Below are 19444 nucleotides of genomic sequence, written 5' to 3'. Positions count from 1 at the left end.
GGACCATCCGGCGGCGTCCCGCGCCCGAGCAGTGCGGCGTGCCGCGCCGGCGGCGGACCCGGCGCCCGCGGCGGCCCGCCGACCCCCGGCGCATCCGGGAGCGGAGCGCCGAGGCGCTGCGCTGTGCGCGGCGTCACGCCCGGCGTCTGCCGCGCCGGCGGCACCGGCGGCGCGCCGATCGGCGCCGGGACGCCGCCGAGCGTCCCGGGATCGAGCCGCTGCGCCGCGGGCCGCACCGGCCGCGCGCCGATCAGGGTCTCCGCCGGCACGGCGATCGCCGCCCGGCGGTTCGCCAGCCGGCGCGGATCGAGGCCCGGGATGCCGCCCGGCGGCGCCCCCGGCCCCGGCGCCTGGCCGACGGCCCGGCGGTTCACGATCACCTGGTTCCAGGTGTTGGTGACCTGGGTGATGTTGGTGACGTAGCGGAGGTTGACGTTGCGGACGTAGGCCGGCGAGCAGCGGTACCAGGGGTAGTAGGGCTCGCGCGGGCCGAGCGGGATCCAGGCCACCGGCCGTGCCCAGCCCGCGGCGGCGGCGCCGATCGCCACGCCGCCGACGAAGGCGACGAGCGCCGGCGCCCAGACCGGCCGGGGGGCGACGACGTAGGCCGGCTCCGCCACCACCACGACGGGCGCCGGCGCCCAGGCCCAGGCCTCGCCGATCTGCACCCAGCGGCCGTAGTGCGAGGTGACGTAGCCCCAGGGCCGCTCGTCCACCCAGGTCCAGCCCCAGGGGTCGCGCCAGACCCATCGGCCTGCGCTGTAGGGCGCCCAGCCCGGCTCCGGCGGCGGGTACCAGACGTCGCCGTATTCGGGGTGGCGCGCCCAGCGGCCGTACCGGCCGAGGTCGTCCACGCCGGTCATCAGCGCGGCGCTGCGCGGCGGGACGACGCGCGGCTCGAGCTGGGCCGCCCAGGCGATCAGCGGCGAGCCGACGGCGCTGGCGCGGATGATCCGGGGCGGCGCGCCTCCGGGCGGGATCAGCACCGCCTGGCCGGCGGCGAGCCGGGTCGGCTCGAGCCCCGCGACCGCGACCACCGCGCTGCCCTCGTAGACCGCCATCCGCACCGGGGCCTCGGGCGCCTCCGGGCCGGGGCCGGCCTCGACCAGGTAGCGGCCCGCGCGCTCCAGCGTGACCTGGGCCTTGGGGGTGACGAGCTGCACCGTCTCGCCCGGCGCGAGGTCGCGCAGCCGGGCATAGACCGTCCCCTGCGGCATGGTGGCGAGCACCGTCGTCTCGTCGATGACGGCGAATTGCAGGTCGGTGCCGCCGTCGAGCGCCAGGTTGCTGCGCCCGATCTGCACCGCGGCGCGGGCGCCCGGCTCGGTCCAGATCGCGTTGCCCGCGGTCACCGGGAAATTCGGCTCCGCCGGGATCCACTCGTCCTGCTCCGGCAGGCGGAAGGAGACGTTGCCCTGCAGGCGCGCGATCCGGCCGACGCGCGCCGGCGGATCGGGGACCTCCTGCACCTCGCGGAGCGGCGTGGCGTCGGGAGCGCCGTCCGCGGGGGGCGCCGCCGGCGGTGCCTCGGCCGGCGCTACGTCCTTCGCCGTCTGGGCGCGGGCAGGGAGGGAGACCGGCGCCGCCAGCATCGGCAGCAGCGCCGCTGCGGCGCAGCCGATGCCGAGCTGGCGGCGGAAGGTCGGGCTCCTGGCGACGGTCACGGGTGCGTCCTTTCCTGGCGCGGCGGCAGCCCCGGCGCGGGCGGGGCCGTGCCGGCCCGCGGATTCGCGGCATCGGGCGCGACGGTCGCATCATACTGTGGCGCGGGCGTGACATCACGGGCCGCGGGGATGCCCGCGGGGGGGCGGACCTTGCCGATCCGCGCGATCCGGCCCGCCCCTCCCGGCGCGGCGCGTTCGCTGGGCGGAACGGGCGAGGGGCGGAACGGGCGAGCCGGCGGCTCCTCCGGGGCCCTGCCGCCCGCAGAAAGGGGCCGTGCTGCCCCCGGACGGCAGGGCAGCCGGCCGGGCGGGCGACCGCCGCCCCCGGCTCCGCGGGAGAACGCCGCTTGCCGGCGCTGCGAAGGCGCGCTCGCGAGCCTTGATCGCCGGACGGCGATGCGTCCAGTCTGGGGCCAACGACCAGGGCAGGGAGGATCGCGATCATGCCGCCGCGCCGCCGCACCTTTTTCGCCGCCGCCGGGGCGGGCCTCGCCATGCCTGCGGTGCTGCGCCGCGCCGCCGCCCAGGACGCGCCGTTCCCCAGCCGCTCCGTCACCATCGTCAATCCCTATCCGCCGGGCGGCTCGACGGATTTCGGCGCCCGCCTGATCGCCGCGCGCATGGAGCCCGAACTCGGCCAGCCGATCGTGGTCGAGAGCCGCCCCGGCGCCGGCACCGCGGTGGCCAACGCCTACGTCGCCGCGGCGCGGCCGGACGGCTACACGCTGCTGATGGGCACCACCTCGCTCGCGGTGCTGCCGGCGCTGCAGCCGCATGTGCAGCCGCGGGAGCCGCTGCGCGCCTTCACCCCGGTCGGCACCGCCACCCGCTCGCCCTTCGTGCTGCATCTCCACCCGAGCGTGCCGGCGCGCAGCACCGCCGAGCTGATCGCCTACGCCAAGGCCAATCCGGGCAAGCTGAGCTGGGGCAGCTCGGGGATCGGGGCGATCAACCACATGACGCTCGAGCTCTTCCGCAGCCGCGCCGGGATCGACGTGGTGCACGTGCCCTATCGCGGCGGCGCGCAGGCGCTGCTCGACATCCAGACCGGGCGCATCCAGGCGATGTTCGCGGCGGTGCAGGAGGCGCTCCCCTCGGTGCGCGAGGGCAAGACCCGCGGCATCGCCGTGACCTCGGCGAACCGCGTCGCGGTCCTGCCGGAGCTGCCCCCCGTGGCCGAGGCGCTGCCCGGTTTCGAGACGGTGTTCTGGCAGGGCCTGTTCGGTCCGGCGGGGCTGCCGGGAGCGGTGGCGGCGAAGCTCGGCGGCGCGCTGCGGGCGGCGACCACCGACGCGACGGTGCGCGCGCGCATGGCCGAGCAGGGGGTCGAGGCCTGGCCGGGCGACGGCGAGGCGCTGCGCCAGACCCTCGCGCGCGACAGCGAGATGTGGGGCAAGGTCATCCGCGAGGCGAACATCCGGGTCGAGTAGCCCCGCAGGCCGCGGGACCGGGCGGCCGCGGCAGTGCCGGGCGGCGGTCCGCCGGGTATCCGCGCCGGGCGGAACCGATTATCGTGGGGCGAGCCGCCGCGTCCGGCGCGGATCGCGGCGCGTCCGTGCGCTGCCCGGGCCCGCGTCGGGACCGGTGGCGGCAGGGGCGCCCGGCCGGCGGCGCAAGGGAGAGGACACGCATGCCGAACGCGACTGCCGCACCGGCCGCCCCTCGTCGCCGTGGCGCCTTCCGCGCGCCGCTGGCACTGGCGGCGGCAGCCCTGCTCGGCCTCGCCGGCTGCGACGGCGAGGGGCTGATGGCCGGAGGCGAGTATTCCGGCGTGCCCGACACGCCGATCACGGTCGGCCGCAACGAGCTGGCTCCCTACGGCTACATGCGCACCGACGGGACCATCGTGCTCAACCGCGAGACCGGCGACTACCGGGACTTCCCGCGGCGCTGAGCCGCCGGGCCGGCGAGGCGGGCCGCGCCTGCGGACCGGCTCGGCGCCCTGGTGGCACATGGCTTGCAGCGATCCGGGCACCGGGCCCGCCGCGGGGCGATCCCGGCCCGGCATCCGGACCACCGGCAGACCCTTCGGGAGAGACTTCGCATGACGGATCGAGAGCGCACTCCGCCGCGGCGCGCGTCGCGCGCCGCAGTCGGGACGAGGACCGTGGGCGCCGCGGTCGGCGCGGGGCTCCTGGCGGCGGCAGCGGCGGCGTGGCTGCCCGCGCCGGCCGCGGCCCAGCAGCCGCGCACCCTGCGCATCGCCATGACCGCGACCGACGTCCCGACCACCACCGGGATGCCGAACAACGGCTTCGAGGGGATGCGCTTCCTCGGCTACCCGATCTTCGAATCGCTGGTGCTGTGGGACCTCTCGCGCGCCGACGTGGTCGCCGGCCTGCGCCCCGGCCTCGCCGAGCGCTGGGAGCAGGACGAGGCCGACCCGCGCGTCTGGCGCTTCCACCTCCGCCGCGGCGTCACCTTCCACGACGGCACGCCGTTCAACGCCGACGCGGTGATCTGGAACCTCGACCGCTTCTTCCGCAACGACAGCCCGCAGTTCGACCCCGCCGGCAGCGCCATCACCCGCGGCCGCATCCCCGTGCTCGAGTCCTACCGCAAGGTGGACGACTTCACGGTGGAGACGGTGACGACGCGGCCCGTCTCCTACTGGCCCTACCTGGTCGTCTACGTGCTGATCACCTCGCCCCACTCCTTCGAGCAGGCGGGGCGCGACTGGGGCCGCGTCGCCGCGCTGCCGCCGGCCGGCACCGGGCCGTTCCGCCTCTCCCGCTTCGTGCCGCGCCAGCAGGCGGAGCTCACCCGCAACGACACCTACTGGGACGCGCAGCGCCGCGCCAGGCTCGACCGCATCGTGCTGATCCCGATGCCGGAGGCGAACACGCGCCTCGCCGCGCTGCGCTCCGGCCAGGTGGACTGGATCGAGGTGCCGCCGCCCGATGCCATCCCGAGCCTGCGCCAGGCCGGCTTCCAGGTGGTCACCAACTCCTACCCGCATGTCTGGCCCTGGATCTTCGCCGTCGGCCGGGCGGGCAGCCCGGTCGCCGACGTGCGGGTGCGCCAGGCGCTCAACTACTGCATAGACCGCGAGGGCATGGTGACGCTGCTCAACGGCACCGCCGAGCCCTCGGTCGGCTTCGTCAAGGCGAACGACCCGCTGTTCGGCAGCCCGCAGCACCGCTACCGGCTCGACCCGGCGCGCGGGCGGGCGCTGCTCGCCGAGGCGGGCTATTCCGCGCAGCGGCCGCTGCGCCTCAAGGTCGGCATCTCCACCTCCGGCTCGGGGCAGATGCTGCCGCTGCCGATGAACGAGTTCCTGCAGCAGAGCCTGCGCGAGCACTGCGGCGTCGAGGTCGCCTTCGAGGTGGTGGAGTGGAACACGCTGCTCGCCGCGCTGCGCTTCCCGCCCGACCAGCCGCAATGGCTCGGCGCGGATGCGGTGAACATCTCGCTCTACTCCTCCGACCCCTCGGCCTTCGCGCGCTGGTTCCTCTCCTCCAACTTCTCGCCGCGCGGGTCGAATTCGGGCCACTGGCGGGACGAGGCCTTCGACCGCGCCTTCGCCGCGCTGGAGACGGAGCGCAACCCGGAGCGCATCGCGCAGCTCCTGCGCACGGCGCACGAGCGGCTGGTGGACAACCCGCCCTGGCTCTGGATCGTGCACGACCTCAACCCGCGCGCCATGACGCGACGGGTGCGCGGCTTCACCAGCGCGCAGAGCTGGTTCCAGGACCTCACCCCGATCGAGCTGCAGTAGGGAGGCGACGCGCCGCCATGATCGTGGACCTCAGGATCTACACCTGCCTGCCGAACAAGGTGGCGGAGTTCGTCGCCCTCTACGAGGCCGAGGGCTGGCCGATCCAGCTCAAGTATCTCGAGAACTGCGTCGGCTGGTACACCACCGTCGAGGGGGCGCTGAACACGGTGGTGCACATGTGGGGCTACGCCGACCAGGGCGACCGCGAGCGCCGGCGCGCGGCGATGGCGGCCGACCCGGCCTGGCAGGCCTACCTGAAGAAGGTCGGCGAGCGCGGCCTGCTGCTGAAGATGGAGAACCGCATCATCCGCCCGACGCCGTTCTTCGAGGCGCACCGGGCGGCCAGGGCCGGCTGACGGCGCGGCCGCGCTGCGCGCGGCGAGCGCCACGGCGGCGCTGCGCGGCCAGGCGGGCCGTGGCCAGGCCGCTGCCGGAACCCGCGCGGGCGATCACGATCCTCTGCCGGGACGGCGGCCGGAGCCGCGGCGTCGCGGGCAGGCGGGGCCTCTCGCGGGAGGGACGCCCGCCTCAAGAGCCCGGGGCGCCGCGGGTTCCCGCCGGTGCCGGCAGCCCGGCGCGGGTCCAGAACGCGAGCGCCACCGCCGCCGGCGCGGCGAGGCCGAAGGCGAGGCGGAAATCGGTCGCCGCGATCAGCGCCCCGAAGGCGGTGGCGCCGATCCCCTGGCCGGTGAACAGCACGAGGGCGAAGGCGGCGACCGCGGTGCCGCGCGCCTCGGGCATCGCCTCGGTGGCGCGTGCCTGCAGCACGCCGTGCAGCATGTAGAAGCCGAGACCCGCAAGCGCGAGCAGCATGGCCGCCGCCTCCCAGCCCGGGGCGAGGGCGAGGCCCGCGAGCGCCGCCGCCTGCGCCGTCCCGCCGGCCGCCACCATGCGCCGCTCGCCGAGGCGGCGGACGAGGACGGGCGCGGCGCGGGTGTAGGCGAACAGGCCGAGGCCGAAGCAGGCGACGAGCAGCCCGGCCTCGGAGGTGGAGAGGCCGAGCCGCTCGATGGCGAAGGAGCCGACGAAGGGATAGGCGCCGCCGACGAGCAGGGCGCCTTCGAGGCCGCCGCTGACGAGCAGGCGCCGTGCCCCCGGCCGGCGCAGCAGTTCGAGGTGGCGCGCGAGGCCGAGCCCGCCGGCGCCGGCGCCGGCCGGCTCCGGGGCGGCGCGGCGCAGCACCAGCGCGCCGACGACGAGCGCGACCGCGCCGAGGCTCGCGAAGGCCGCGCGCCAGCCGTACATCTCGGCGGCGATGCCGGCGATCGGGCCGGCGAGGAGCTGCGCCAGCACCATGCCGGTCAGCACGCGGCTCAGCGTGGCCTGGCGCTGCTCGTAGGGCACGCTGTCGCCGACCCAGGCGAAGGCGAGGGGGATCACCGCTCCGGCCACCGCCCCGGAGAGGGCCCGCAGCGCCACCAGGGCCGCGAGGTCCGGCGCGAGCGCGCAGAGCAGCAGGCTCGCCGCATAGAGCAGCAGCGCCGCGCCGATCACCGGCAGCTTGCCGAACCGGTCGCCGAGCGGGCCGGTGACGATCTGCCCCGCGCCGTAGGTGAGGGTGAAGCCGGCCACCAGCGCCGAGGCGCCGCTCAGCGAGACCGCGAACTCCCGCGCCAGCGACGGCAGCAGGGGTTCGACCATGCGCGCGCCGGCCCCGGCGGCGAAGCAGGCGGCGGCGAGCAGCGGCAGCGGGGCGGCGAGGCGGGATCGGGACACCGGAGCGACGGGCCGCGCGCCGGAAGGAAAGGGGCTGGAGACGCGCGGCGGCATCCCGGCATGGACGCCAGCGGCCGCGGCGGCGAGCGGCGCGCGCCCGGCGCGGCGCTCCTCTCAGCCCAGAGCGGGTCGCGGACGCCGGGAGGCCGCCGGGAGCGTCAATCCACTAGGCAGCCGCCGAGCCGGTGCCGTTGCCGCGCGCAACGGCCCTAATGCCGACCGCCCGCGGGCGGTTGCTTGTCGCGCTCCTGCGCCGCCGCTCCGCCCGCGGCCTGGGACTGTGCGGCGAGGGCGCGGGCCATCTGGCTCAGCGCCTCCTGGTGTTTCTCGTTGTCGATCAGGGCGAAGTTGCGCGCGAGCTCCAGGCACATGCGCTGGCGCGGCGTCATTTCCTGCGCCGGGCCGGCCTCTCCGAGGCCCTCGAAGAACCAGGAGACCGGCACGCCGAGCACCTGGGCGATCTCGAACAGCCGGCCCGCGGAGATGCGGTTGAGCCCGCGCTCGTACTTGTGGGCCTGCTGATAGGTCACGCCGATCATCTTCGCCAGTTGCTGCTGGGACAGGCCCATCATGATCCGGCGCTCGCGGATCCGGGCACCGACGTGCCGGTCCGCGGCGCTCGCCCTCTGACCCGGCTTCTCGCCGGCCTGTCCGCCAGCCTGAGCGGCGCCGCGCGTGGCGCGGGGCGGCTCGGTTTCCGTCGTCGTCGGCATGGCTACCTCTCGGTCCCCGGGACGGTGTGCGCAAACCGAGAAATGCGCCAACATGAGGAGGGTTCCACCCTGGCGCGCATGACAAAGGCGTGAGCGAACCGGGGGGTGGAAACCTTTACGGGCTTTCCTTGGCCCCGGTCCTGGCGGCGCGCAACTCGGCGAGCTGGCGCCGCAGCGATTCGACCTCGGCTTTGAGCGACTCGACGCTCTCGCCCTCCTCGCGCCGGGCCGCCGGGGGTTCCTGCGGCCGCGGCGCCCCCTCGGCCGGCGGAGGGCGGAAGGGGGAGAACAGGCTCATGGCGCGCTCCAGCATCGCCATGTTCTGCTTGCCCATCTCCTCGATGCTGGGGAAGGGGGGGGAGGGGAAGGGCAGGCCGAACCCGCCCATGGTCTGCTCCATGGCGCGGCGCATCTGCTCCTGCTGGCGGGCGAAGCCGGCCATGGCGAATTCGAGATAGCGCGGCACGAGCGACTGCAGGCTGTCGCCGTAGAAGGCGATGAGCTGGCGCAGGAAGGCGGTCGGCAGCAGGTTCTGGCCCTTGCTCTCCTCCTCGACGATGATCTGAGTGAGGACGGAGCGGGTGATGTCCTCGCCGGACTTGGCGTCATAGACGACGAATTCCCGCCCCTGCCGGACCATGCGGGCGAGATCCTCCAGCGTGACGTAGCTCGACGCTTCGGTGTTGTAGAGGCGGCGGTTGGCGTATTTCTTGACGACAACCGGCGCGGCGCGCGCCTGGTCCCGGGCGCCGCCTTCGGGTCCGCCCGCGCCGCCCGCCTCTTCCGGTGCGTGGGCGCCTCGGATCGTGCTGCGCTGGGAGCCGCTCTGGGCCATGCTCGCCGTCCCGTCCGTTCGTTCGGTATGATCGCGCTTCGATGGATAAGATGGGGCTTGCGGCGGCCCGGCGGAAGCCGATTTTCCGCGACGCAGCAGGAACGCCTCCTGCGGTCGCCGCGGCGGCGCGGCGGCGGCCCGTCCTGGCGCGGCGCCGCCTCCGCGGCCCGCTTCCGGCGCCATGACCCGGGCTGCGCCGCGGTGAGGAGGCCGGATGGGAGACGCGCCCGAGGACGAGCTGGAGCGGCTGGCGGAGGACTGGATCACCCTGTGGCAGAGCGAGATCGCCGGCTGGATGGCGGATCCGGAGGCGGCCGAACTCTGGGCCGAGGGAGTGGCGGTCTGGGCCGCGTGGCTGCGCGCCGCCCTGGCGGCGGCGCCGGCGGGCGCGATGCGGCGCGGGGCGGGGCCGGCGATGGCGCCCTTCGGCTTCGCCGCGGCGCGGGAGGGCCGGGCGGAGCGTCCGCCGCATGACGGCGCCGCTGCGCCGCCGCGGGCCGCGGCCCCTGCCGCTGCATCTGGGCCTGGCGACGCTGCGCGGCCTGGCGGCGGCGGCCACGGCGCCGACCCGGAGCGGGCTGCCCTGGCCGCCCGCCTGGCCGAACTCGAGCGCCGGCTCGCCGCTCTCGAGGGCCGCGCAGGCGGAGGCGAGCCGGATCGCCGCCGCCCTCGCCGCCGGAGGCCATCGGCCTGAGGCGTTCCGCGCCGCGGTGCTGCGCCGGCTCCGGCGTGCGGACCGCGCGCTGCTCGCGGGCATCGCGGCCTATCGGCGCCATCCCTACGCCCGGGCGCTGGCCGACCCGCCGGCGATCTGGAGCGAGGGCGGCAGCCGGCTGCTGGACTTCGCGCCGCCGGCGGGCGGGCGTGCCGCGGGGCGCCTCGCGGCGCTGTTCGTGCCCTCGCTGATCAACCGGGCCTATGTGCTCGACCTCGCGCCGGGGCGCTCGCTGCTGCGCTTCCTCGCCGCCCAGGGCGGCCTGCGGCCGCTGCTGCTCGACTGGGGCTGGCCGGGGGAGACGGAGCGCGGCTTCACCCTGAGCGACTACATCGCGGGGCGGCTGGAGCGCGCGCTGGCGGCGGTGCGCGAGCCGGTGGTCCTGGTCGGCTACTGCATGGGCGGGCTGCTGGCGCTGGCGGCGGCGCTGCGGCGGCCCGACCGGGTGCGCGCGCTGGCGCTGCTGGCGACGCCGTGGGATTTCCACGCCGCCGAGGCCGGGCGGGGGCGGGCGCTCGCCGCCCTGCTGCCGGCGCTGGAGCCGGTGCTCGAGGCGCATGGCGCGCTGCCGGTGGACGCGATCCAGGCGCTGTTCGCGGCGCTCGATCCCTGGTCGGTGGCCGCGAAGTTCCGCGCCTTCGCGCGGCTCGATCCGGCGAGCGAGCGGGCGGCCCTGTTCGTGGCGCTGGAGGACTGGCTGAACGACGGGGTGCCGCTCGCCGCCCCGGTGGCGCGGGAGTGCCTCGGCGGCTGGTACGGGCGGAACGAGCCCGGCAGGCTGGCCTGGCGGGTGACCGGGGCGGTGGTGGATCCGGCGGGCTGGACGGGGCCGGCCTTCCTCGCCATCCCCCATCGCGACCGGATCGTGCCGCCGCCCTCGGCCCTGGCGCTGGCGCGCCGCCTGCCGCACGCGACCGTGCACCAGGCGGCGGCGGGCCATATCGGCATGGTGGCCGGCGGGGGGGCGGAGGATGCGCTGTGGAAGCCCCTGCTCGGCTGGCTGCGCAGGTTGTAAGGTGGCGGCCGGGCCCGAGATATCGCGGCGCAACATTTCCCCGGGAGATCGCCCGCCATGACCGAGATCGTCATCGCCTCCGCCGCCCGCACGCCGGTCGGCAGCTTCAACGGGGCCTTCGCCTCCCTTCCCGCCCACGCGCTCGGCAGCGTGGCTATCAAGGCGGCGATGGAGCGGGCCGGGGTGCGGCCGGAGGAGGTGGACGAGGTCATCATGGGCCAGATCCTGACCGCCGGCGCCGGCCAGAACCCCGCGCGCCAGGCCGCCGTCGCCGCCGGCATCCCGTTCGAGCGCACCGCCTTCGGCATCAACCAGCTCTGCGGTTCCGGCCTGCGCGCGGTGGCGCTGGCGGCGCAGCAGATCGCGAACGGCGACGCCGCGATCATGGTCGCCGGCGGCCAGGAGAGCATGACCCAGGCGCCGCACTGCGCCCATCTGCGCGCCGGGCAGAAGATGGGCGACCTCGCGCTCGTGGACACGATGATCAAGGACGGGCTGTGGGACGCCTTCCACGGCTACCACATGGGCAACACGGCGGAGAACGTCGCCCAGAAGTTCCAGATCACGCGCGAGGAGCAGGACCGCTTCGCCGCCGAGAGCCAGCGCCGCGCCGGCGAGGCGATCCGGTCCGGCCGCTTCCGCGACGAGATCGCGCCGGTCACGGTGAAGGGCCGCAAGGGCGACGTGGTGGTGGACACCGACGAGTATCCGAAGCCCGAGACCACGGTGGAGGTGCTGGCCAAGCTGCGCCCGGCCTTCCAGAAGGACGGCACGGTGACGGCGGGCAACGCCTCCGGCATCAACGACGGCGCCGCGGCGGTGGTGGTGATGAGCGCCGCCGAGGCCGCGCGGCGCGGCATCACGCCGATGGCGCGGATCGTGAGCTGGGCGACGGCGGGCGTGGACCCGGCGATCATGGGCACCGGGCCGATCCCGGCCTCCCGCAAGGCGCTGGAGAAGGCGGGCTGGGACGTCGCGAGCCTCGACCTGGTCGAGGCGAACGAGGCCTTCGCGGCGCAGGCCTGCGCGGTGAACAAGGGCCTCGGCCTCGACCCGGCGAAGGTGAACGTGAACGGCGGCGCCATCGCCCTCGGCCATCCGATCGGCGCCTCCGGGGCGCGGGTGCTGACGACGCTGCTCTACGAGATGCGCCGGCGCGGGGCGAAGCGCGGCCTCGCCACGCTCTGCATCGGCGGCGGCATGGGCATCGCGATGTGCGTCGAGCGGACGCACTGAGGCGATCCCCTCGGCCGGTCGCCGCCCGCCGCGGCGCCGGCCGGCCGGGCGGGACGGCGCGACGCGGAGGGTGCGGCCGCCGGTCCCGCGGGAGATGACGAAGGCGCGGCGCGGGCGCCCGCCGGCGGCGGCTCAGGCCGCCGCGGCCTTGCCCCGCGCCGTCCGCTCGCTCTCCGTCTTCAGCTGCCCGCAGGCGGCGAGGATGTCGCGCCCGCGCGGGCGGCGCACCGGGCTCGCGTAGCCCGCCGCGCTGACGATCTCGGCGAAGCGCCGGATCGCCTCCGGCGTGCTGGTCCTGTAGGGGCTGCCCGGCCAGGGGTTGAACGGGATCAGGTTGACCTTGGCCGGGATGCCCTTGATCAGCCGCACCAGCTCGCGCGCCTCGGCCTCCGAATCGTTGACGCCGCGCAGCATCACGTACTCGAAGGTGATGCGCCGCGCGTTGGAGGCGCCCGGATAGCGCCGGCAGGCGGCGATCAGCTCGGCGATCGGATACTTGCGGTTGAGCGGCACCAGCTCGTCGCGCAGCGCGTCGGTCACCGCGTGCAGCGACACGGCGAGATTGACGCCGAGCTCCGCCCCGCAGCGGTCCATCATCGGCACCACGCCGCTGGTCGAGAGCGTGATCCGCCGCCGCGACAGGCCGATGCCCTCGTGGTCCATCAGGATGCGCAGGGCCTTGGCGACGTTCTCGTAGTTGTAGAGCGGCTCGCCCATGCCCATGACGACGACGTTGGAGAGCAGGCGCGGCGTGCCGTCCTTCGGGCTCGGCCACTCGCCGTAGGAATCGCGCGCCGCCAGGAACTGGCCGACGATCTCCGCGGCCGAGAGGTTGCGCACCAGCTTCTGCGTCCCGGTGTGGCAGAAGCGGCAGGAGAGGGTGCAGCCGACCTGGGTGGAGATGCAGACCGCGCCGCGCTCCTCCTCCGGGTCGGGGATGTAGACCGTCTCCACCTGCTGGCCGTCGCGGAAGCGGAACAGCCACTTGCGCGTCGCGTCCGCGCCGGTCCGCGCCGCCGCCACCGCCGGCCGCCCGACCACGAAGCGTTCGGCGAGCTTCGCCTGCAGCGGCTTCGCGATGGTCGTCATCCGCGCGAAGTCGGTCTCGCCCTGATGGTAGATCCAGTGCCAGAGCTGGCGGGCGCGGAACGGCTTCTCGCCGATCGCCGCCATCTCCGCCGCGAGCTCCTCGCGCGAGAGGCCGACCAGGTCGCGCCGCCCGTCCGGCAGCGTCGCGTCGGGCGGGGCGAAGAGCGCGGCCTTGGCGAGGATGCGCGCGCGCTCGGCCTCCTCCTGCCCGGCAGGCTGTGGCGCGGTCATCGGCGGCCTCCCCGGGGGGCGGGCGCGGGGCACTCGCGCGAGATCGCCTCGTAGGCGGCGGCGAAGCCCGAGAGCGGGAAGCGGTCCGTCGCGCTGCCGCGCCCGCCCGGTCCCGGGCCGTGCGCCACCGCCTCGTCCCCGCGGCGCAGCGCGGCGATGACGGCGCCCCGGTCCTCCGCGCGGACATAGGCGCTCTCGCCGTTGGTGTAGAGCTTCGCCTCCCTCCCCGCGGCCGCCAGCGTCACCTCCGCCGCGGTGCGCGGGTAGGCGTGGCCGGCGCGGATCGCGATCTCGTCGTGGCTCTGCCCGGCACGGTGGGTCACCATCAGCAGCACCTCGCGCCGCGGCGGCTCGCTGCGCGCGGCGCGGGCGAAGGCGTAGCAGACCTTCTGCCCGCCGGCGGCGGCGGGGGCCGCGGCCCCGGCGCCGACGCGGCCCCGCGGCCGCGGCGCCGGCGCCGCGGCGGCGCCCGGCCGGGCGCCGGCGGGGGCGTGCTGCTGCGCCAGCGCCGGGTCCATGCCGCCGCCGGCCAGCGCGAGGCCGGCGAACAGCAGCGACCGCCGCGCGGCACGCAACGGGAAGGCGGAACGGGGCATGTCGGCTAGATACGCAGCGCAGCGCGCGCCATCAACCGCACGCCCCGCCGCGGCCTGCCTCCCGCCCGCCGGATGGCGCGCGCGCCGGTCCCGTCCTATGCACCGCCCATGCCGCCCGCTCCCGCCGACGCGACCGACGCGCTGCTCGCCGCCCAGTACGAGGCCTTCCCCTATCCCGCCCGCGACCCGCGCGACGAGGCGAAGCGGCTGATCGTCGGCAGCCCGAGCCACCTGCGGGAGATAGACCACTGGATCTTCGCCGCGCGGCGCCCCGCCGACCGGCCGCTGCGCGCCCTGGTCGCGGGCGGCGGCACCGGCGACGGGGCCATCATGCTCGCCCAGCAGATGGCCTGGGCCGGGCGGCCGGGCGAGGTGGTGTGGCTGGACCGCTCGGCCGCGGCGCGGCGCATCGCGGCGGCGCGGGCGGAGGTGCGCGGCCTCTCCAACCTGCGCTTCGTGGAGGGCTCGCTCCTCGACCTGCCCGCGCTCGGCCTCGGCGCCTTCGACTACATCGACTGCTGCGGCGTGCTCCACCACCTGCCCGATCCGGAGGCCGGCCTCGCCGCCCTCGCCGCCGCGCTCGCGCCGGGCGGCGGGATCGGGCTGATGGTGTATGCGCCGCACGGCCGCACCGGCGTGTACATGCTGCAGGACGCCCTGCGCCTGCTCGCTCCGCCGGAGGAGCCGCCGGCGCAGCGGATCGAGACCGCGCGGCGGCTCTGGCGCCACCTGCCCGAGACGGCCTGGCTGCGGAAGAACCCCTGGCTCGCCGATCATCTCACGGGCGGCGACGCGGGGCTCTACGACCTGCTGCTCAATCCGCGCGACCGCGCCTTCACCGTGCCGGAGCTGCACGCCCTGATCGGACGCGCCGGGCTGCGCCTCGTCACCTTCATCGAGCCGCTGCGCTACGAGCCGGAGACGTATCTGCCCGATCCGCGGCTGCGGGCGCGGATCGCCGCGCTCTCGCCGGTCGAGCGGGCGGCGCTGGCGGAGGCGATCACCGGCAACATGGGCATCCACATCGCCTACTGCGCGCGCGCCGCCGATCCGCCGGTCGCCGCGGACTGGACGGACCCGGAGGCGGTGCCGGTGCTGCGCGAGCTGGACGGCGCGGCGCTGGCGCGCGGCCTGCCGCCGGACGGGGCCCTGCCGGTCACCTGGGACGGGCTGCGGGTGACGGTGCCGCTGCCGCGGCTTGCCGGCGCGATCCTCGCCCGGGTGGACGGGCGCCGGAGCATCGGCGCGATCGGCGACGCGCTGGCGGCGAACGGCGTCCCGCGCGAGGCCTTCGCGCGGGACTTCGCGGCCCTCGCGCGGCAGATGGAGCGGATGAACCGGATGCTGCTCGCCGCGCCGGCGGCAGCCGGGCCCTGACCGCGACGGCGGGATGGGCGGGGGACCCCGCGCCCGCCGCTCCTGCCGCCGGGGCCGTGTCCGCGCGCCCGCGCTTGCTCCGGCGGCGCCGGCGGAAGGGGCTCGCCGCGCCGTCCGCGCCCCCTTCTAGTCCATCCACGAGGCCGTCACCGTCTGGCAGGCGGCGGGCGGCTCGCCCGCTCCGGCCGGCCGCGCGAGCGGCAGGGAGAGGCGGAAGCGCAGCCCCTCCGGCGCGTACTCCGTCGCCACCGTCGCGCCGAGGTCGCGGGCGATGGCGCGCTCGATCAGCTGCGTGCCGAAGCCGCGGCGGGTCGGGGGGGTGACCGGCGGCCCGCCCGCCTCCGCCCAGACGAGATCGAGCCGCCGGGCGCCGCCGGGATCCTCGCGCAGCGTCCAGCGGACCTCCACCCGGCCCTCGGGCACCGAGAGCGCGCCGTACTTCGCCGCGTTGGTCGCCAGCTCGTGCACCAGCATGCCGAGCGCGACGGCCTCGCGCGCCGACAGCGCCACCGGCGGGCCGTCGAGGCGGACCTGGCCGCCGGCGCCGTCGTCCTGCCCGTAGGCCGCGAGCTCGCTGTGCAGGAGTTCGTAGAGGCCGGTCCTGGTCCAGTTGGACTCCGTGAGCAGCTCGTGCGTCTTGGCGAGGCTGCGGATGCGGTCGGCGAGCCGCGCCTCGTACTCGGGCACGTCGGAGGCATAGCGGGCGGTCAGCCGCACCACGGATTCGACGGTGGCCAGGGTGTTGCGCACGCGGTGGTTCAGCTCGCGCAGCATCAGGCGCAGGTGCTCGGCGCCCTGTTCGCGCTCCGCCTCGCGCGCGGCGAGCCGGGCGGAGGCGTTGGCGAGGGCCTCGCCGACCTCGTTGACCTCGCGAATGCCGGTGCGCGGCGCCTGCACGGAGGCGCCGGCCTCGACCGCGGCGCCGAGCTCGGCGAGGCGGCGGATCGCCCGGGCAAGCCGGTCGCCGAGCAGCCACGCGCCGGCGAGGGCGAGGGCGATCAGCGCCGCGCCCGGCCCCCCCGCCATCCAGAGCATGCGCCGCATCGGCGCGAGGAGCTGCTCGACCGGGGCGATGCCGACCAGGGACCAGCCGCTGACGGCGGAACGGCGGAGCGCCCCGAAGACCGCGCGGCCGCCCGGCTCCGTGAAGTAGCCCGCGGCCTCGTCGCCCTCCCTCTCGCGGAACATCCCGGGGTTCGGGGCCGGCGTCCCGACCGCCGCCTCGTGGTCGGGGACGCGCGCGAGCACCGTCCCGGCGCCGTCCACGACGGCCAGGGACCACCCCTCCGGCACCCGCGCCTGGGCGAGCAGGGCGCGCAGCCGCGTCGCGGGCAGGCCGGCGTGCAGGAAATAGGCGAGCTCGCCGTCGCGGAAGACCGGGACGATGACGGCGTAGGCGTGCTTGCCGGACAGCCTGCCGATGAAGTGTCCGGTGACCACCGCACGTCCGGTCGCGCGCGCCGCGGCGTCCCACTCCGCCAAGCCGGCGGATTCGGGGAGTGCGCTGCCCGGCGACACGGCGGTGTTCAGGAGAGGGCGGCTGTCCCGGTCGCGCAGGATGAGGTCGAACTGCGCCTGCGCCTTCACCCGCATCGCCTGGTCGAGGAAGGCCGGGAGATCCCCGCTCCCCAGGGCGCGCGAGGCGGCGAGGGTCTGCAGGGTGGCGATGATGTCGGCGAGGTCGCGTTCGACGAGCAGGGTCGCGTCGAAGACGACGCCGTTCACTTTGCGTTCGAAACGCCCGGTTTCGGCCCTGACGTAGCCATGGGCGAGGATGGCGGCGAGGAGGAGGCCCGGCAGCATGGCCGCCAGCACCACCAGCAGCACGTAGGCCCGCACCGGCATTGTCCACCGCGGCGCGGACTGCTCGCCCTCAGCCCCCGGCCCCCCTGACGCCACCTCGGTTTCGTCCTCCCTCGGCCCGACCCTACCGCAGGGAGGGCCGCAGCGCCATCCGGCGCGCCGCTCCGGCAGGCGGCGCCTTCAGACCTCCTCGTCGCGGTCGGGCTCGACCTCGATGTCCTCGGCGAGGGCCTCGGTGTCGTCCTCCAGCTCCTCGGCGTCCTCGAGGGCGGCCTCCTCGACCTCCACGTCCTCGAGGGCGACCTCCTCGATCTCGCCCTCCGGCAGCGGGCCCGCGACGGCCCGCTTCTTGAGCCTCTCGTCGGTGCCGCCGCCGCGGCGCAGGCGCGGCTGCTCGGCCGGCTGCTCGGTGGCGCATTTCGGGCAGATCACGGGGCTGCGGTTCAGGTCGTAGAACTTCGCGCCGCAGGCGACGCAGATGCGCTTGAGACCGAGTTCGGGCTTGGCCATGGGGTGCCTCGCAGGACGCGCCGGGGGCCGGCGCCGGTCGGCGGAGGGCGGCCGGCCGCCGCGCACGGGAAACGGGAGCCGGGCCGATTGCCACGCGGACCTGCCCGTGTCAAACGCCCCGCGCGATGTCTCGCGACCCCACCGATGCCGCCGGAGCGCCGTCCGCCGCGCGCCAGGGACGGCCGTTGCGCGCCCGCGCGCCCGCGCGCCCGCTCGCCGGGCGGGTGCGCGTGCCGGGCGACAAGTCCATCAGCCATCGCGCGCTGATGTTCGGCGCGCTCGCGGTCGGCACCACCGCGATCGAGGGGCTGCTCGAGGGCGAGGACGTGCTGCGCACCGCCGCCGCCATGCGCGCCCTCGGCGCGGAGGTGGAACGGCTCGGCGAGGGCTCCTGGCGCGTCGCCGGGCGCGGCGTGGGCGGGCTGGTCGAGCCTGAGGACGTGCTCGACATGGGCAATTCCGGCACCGCGGCACGGCTGCTCTGCGGCCTGCTCGCGGGCCATCCGCTGTTCGCGGTGATGACCGGCGACGCCTCGCTGCGGCGGCGGCCGATGCGGCGGGTGATCGAGCCGCTCTCCCTGATCGGGGCGCGCTTCGCCGCGCGCGAGGGCGGGCGCCTGCCGCTCGCCGTCGAGGGCACGGCCGACCCGCTGCCGCTCGACTACCGCCTGCCGGTGGCGAGCGCGCAGGTGAAGAGCGCCTGCCTGCTCGCCGGCCTCTGCGCGCCGGGCGTGACGCGCGTCATCGAGCCGGAGCCGACGCGCGACCACTCGGAGAACATGCTGCGCCACTTCGGCGCCACGGTGCGGGTCGCCGACACGCCGGAGGGGCGGGTGATCGAGCTCGACGGCCAGCCGGAGCTCGCGGCGGCCGCGGTGCGGGTGCCGGGCGATCCCTCCTCCGCCGCCTTCCCGCTGGTGGCGGCGCTGCTCGTGCCGGGCTCGCGCGTGGCGGTGGAGAATGTCGGCCTCAATCCGCTGCGCACCGGCCTGTTCACGACGCTGCGCGAGATGGGGGCGGCGCTCCGGGTCGAGAACGAGCGCATCGAGGGCGGCGAGCCGGTGGGCGACGTGATCGCGGAATACGCGCCGCTCCGCGCGACCGAGGTGCCGCCCGCGCGCGTGCCGAGCATGATCGACGAGTTCCCGATCCTCGCCGTCGCCGCCGCCTGCGCGTCCGGGGTGACGCGGATGCGCGGTCTCGCCGAGCTCAGGGTGAAGGAGAGCGACCGGCTGGCCGCCACCGCGGCCCTGCTCGCGGCGAACGGCGTGCGCGCCGAGATCGCGGGCGACGACCTGCTGGTGCACGGCCTGGGCGGCCCGCCGCCGGGCGGCGGGACCGTCGCGACGCGGATGGACCATCGCATCGCGATGAGCGGGCTGGTGCTGGGCCTCGCCGCGCGCGCGCCGGTGACGGTGGACGACGCCTCCTTCATCGACACGAGCTTCCCGGGCTTCGCCGCGCTGATGAACCGGCTGGCGACGGCCGGCGGCGAGCGGCCCGGCCCGGAGGGCCGCCCCGGGGAAGGCGGGCCGATCGCGCCGCCATGAGCGGCGGCGATGCGGAACGGCCGCAGGCGGCCGGGCGCCGGCCCCTGGTGATCGCCGTGGACGGGCCCGCCGCGGCGGGCAAGGGCACGCTGGCGCGGCGGCTGGCCGAGGCGCTCGGCCTGCCGCATCTCGACACCGGGCTGCTCTACCGCGCGGTCGGGCGGCGCCTGCTGGACCGCGGCGCCGATCCGCGCGACGCGGTGCTGGCGGAGGCCGAGGCGCGCGCGCTCACCGAGGCCGATCTGCGGCGCCCCGACCTGCGCGGACCGGAGGCCGACATGGCGGCCAGCGCGGTCGCCGCCATCCCCGCGGTGCGCGCCGCCCTGCTGGAGTGGCAGCGGGGATTCGCACGCGAGCGCGGCGCGGTGCTGGACGGGCGCGACATCGGCACGGTGGTCTTTCCCGACGCGACGGTGAAGCTCTACGTGGACGCCACGCCCGAGGAGCGGGCGCGCCGGCGCCTTCTCGAGCTGCGCGCCCGGGGCGTTGCCGCCGATCCCGACCAGGTGCTCAGCGAGGTGCTGGCCCGCGACGCGCAGGACCGGAACCGCGCCGCGGCGCCGCTGCGGCCGGCGCCGGACGCGATCGTGCTGGACACGACGGGGCTCGACGCCGACGCGGTGTTCGCGCGGGCGCTGGCGATCGTGCGGGAGCGGCTCGCGCGCGCCGGCGGCTG

General features: G+C 76.4%; 18 protein-coding genes. 10 read left to right on the top strand and 8 right to left on the bottom strand.

What is annotated here, in order from left to right; genetic code table 11:
• Positions 1-1664: DUF6600 domain-containing protein (locus K1J50_RS16505; protein WP_220118867.1), on the bottom strand; the 1664-nt coding region annotated here is incomplete at its 3' end.
• 443 nt (positions 1665-2107) lie between these two features.
• Here K1J50_RS16505 and K1J50_RS16500 point away from each other — a divergent pair.
• The 4 genes from K1J50_RS16500 to K1J50_RS16485 all read left to right on the top strand — a co-directional run bounded on the left by K1J50_RS16500 (position 2108) and on the right by K1J50_RS16485 (position 5738).
• Positions 2108-3094: a Bug family tripartite tricarboxylate transporter substrate binding protein gene (locus tag K1J50_RS16500; protein WP_220118866.1), complete on the top strand. Its 987-nt coding sequence runs from the start codon at positions 2108-2110 to the stop codon at positions 3092-3094.
• A 200-nt stretch (positions 3095-3294) separates the two neighbouring features.
• Positions 3295-3558 carry a hypothetical protein gene (locus tag K1J50_RS16495; protein ID WP_220118865.1) on the top strand — a complete coding sequence of 88 codons (264 nt, stop codon included), beginning with the start codon at positions 3295-3297 and terminating at the stop codon, positions 3556-3558.
• Positions 3559-3771: 213 nt separating this feature from the next.
• A complete protein-coding gene (locus K1J50_RS16490; protein WP_220118864.1) occupies positions 3772-5382 on the top strand; it encodes an ABC transporter substrate-binding protein in 1611 nt (536 codons plus the stop codon).
• Positions 5383-5399: 17 nt separating this feature from the next.
• Positions 5400-5738: an NIPSNAP family protein gene (locus K1J50_RS16485; protein ID WP_220118863.1), complete on the top strand. Its 339-nt coding sequence runs from the start codon at positions 5400-5402 to the stop codon at positions 5736-5738.
• Between the two features lie 172 nt (positions 5739-5910).
• On the opposite strand, the gene K1J50_RS16480 is transcribed toward K1J50_RS16485, so the two are convergent.
• From K1J50_RS16480 to phaR, 3 genes are all read right to left on the bottom strand, one after another.
• Positions 5911-7098: an MFS transporter gene (locus K1J50_RS16480; RefSeq protein ID WP_220118862.1), complete on the bottom strand. Its 1188-nt coding sequence runs from the start codon at positions 7096-7098 to the stop codon at positions 5911-5913.
• Positions 7099-7307: 209 nt separating this feature from the next.
• A complete protein-coding gene (locus K1J50_RS16475; RefSeq protein ID WP_220118861.1) occupies positions 7308-7811 on the bottom strand; it encodes a helix-turn-helix domain-containing protein in 504 nt (167 codons plus the stop codon).
• Between the two features lie 115 nt (positions 7812-7926).
• Positions 7927-8646: a polyhydroxyalkanoate synthesis repressor PhaR gene (gene phaR, locus K1J50_RS16470; RefSeq protein ID WP_220118860.1), complete on the bottom strand. Its 720-nt coding sequence runs from the start codon at positions 8644-8646 to the stop codon at positions 7927-7929.
• Between the two features lie 214 nt (positions 8647-8860).
• On the opposite strand from phaR, the gene K1J50_RS19255 reads away from it, so the two are divergent.
• The 3 genes from K1J50_RS19255 to K1J50_RS16460 are packed head-to-tail and all read left to right on the top strand — an operon-like array spanning position 8861 to position 11612.
• Positions 8861-9340: a hypothetical protein gene (locus tag K1J50_RS19255; protein WP_255575380.1), complete on the top strand. Its 480-nt coding sequence runs from the start codon at positions 8861-8863 to the stop codon at positions 9338-9340.
• Between the two features lie 16 nt (positions 9341-9356).
• Positions 9357-10376: an alpha/beta fold hydrolase gene (locus K1J50_RS16465; RefSeq protein ID WP_369413631.1), complete on the top strand. Its 1020-nt coding sequence runs from the start codon at positions 9357-9359 to the stop codon at positions 10374-10376.
• Between the two features lie 57 nt (positions 10377-10433).
• Positions 10434-11612: an acetyl-CoA C-acetyltransferase gene (locus K1J50_RS16460; protein ID WP_220118858.1), complete on the top strand. Its 1179-nt coding sequence runs from the start codon at positions 10434-10436 to the stop codon at positions 11610-11612.
• Between the two features lie 132 nt (positions 11613-11744).
• Here the strand turns inward: K1J50_RS16460 and rlmN are convergent, their stop codons facing one another.
• Complete coding sequence (gene rlmN, locus K1J50_RS16455) at positions 11745-12932, bottom strand: 23S rRNA (adenine(2503)-C(2))-methyltransferase RlmN (RefSeq protein WP_220118857.1); 1188 nt, start codon at positions 12930-12932, stop codon at positions 11745-11747.
• Positions 12929-13528: an invasion associated locus B family protein gene (locus tag K1J50_RS16450; RefSeq protein ID WP_220118856.1), complete on the bottom strand. Its 600-nt coding sequence runs from the start codon at positions 13526-13528 to the stop codon at positions 12929-12931. Before K1J50_RS16450 ends, rlmN begins: the two co-directional genes overlap by 4 nt.
• Before the next feature lie 108 nt (positions 13529-13636).
• On the opposite strand from K1J50_RS16450, the gene K1J50_RS16445 reads away from it, so the two are divergent.
• Positions 13637-14905 (top strand): class I SAM-dependent methyltransferase, encoded by a 1269-nt coding sequence (locus K1J50_RS16445; protein ID WP_220118855.1) that lies wholly within the window; start codon positions 13637-13639, stop codon positions 14903-14905.
• A gap of 126 nt (positions 14906-15031) precedes the next feature.
• On the opposite strand, the gene K1J50_RS19650 is transcribed toward K1J50_RS16445, so the two are convergent.
• Together K1J50_RS19650 and K1J50_RS16435 are read right to left on the bottom strand one after the other, a co-directional pair.
• The gene (locus tag K1J50_RS19650) at positions 15032-16744 is read right to left on the bottom strand and encodes a sensor histidine kinase (RefSeq protein WP_220118854.1); all 1713 of its coding nucleotides are present in this window, start codon (positions 16742-16744) and stop codon (positions 15032-15034) included.
• 144 nt (positions 16745-16888) lie between these two features.
• The gene (locus K1J50_RS16435; RefSeq protein ID WP_220118853.1) at positions 16889-17218 is read right to left on the bottom strand and encodes a TIGR02300 family protein; all 330 of its coding nucleotides are present in this window, start codon (positions 17216-17218) and stop codon (positions 16889-16891) included.
• Between the two features lie 125 nt (positions 17219-17343).
• On the opposite strand from K1J50_RS16435, the gene aroA reads away from it, so the two are divergent.
• Positions 17344-18768: a 3-phosphoshikimate 1-carboxyvinyltransferase gene (gene aroA, locus K1J50_RS16430; RefSeq protein ID WP_220118852.1), complete on the top strand. Its 1425-nt coding sequence runs from the start codon at positions 17344-17346 to the stop codon at positions 18766-18768.
• On the top strand, positions 18765-19444 hold a 680-nt coding region (gene cmk / locus K1J50_RS16425), incomplete at its 3' end, for a (d)CMP kinase (protein ID WP_220118851.1). The genes aroA and cmk, both read left to right, overlap by 4 nt.

The organism is Caldovatus aquaticus, assembly GCF_019458025.1.
Classification (GTDB): Bacteria; Pseudomonadota; Alphaproteobacteria; order Acetobacterales; family Acetobacteraceae; genus Caldovatus; species Caldovatus aquaticus.
Note: the sequence above shows the minus strand (reverse complement) of the source record. Positions and strands in the feature narration are given on the sequence as shown.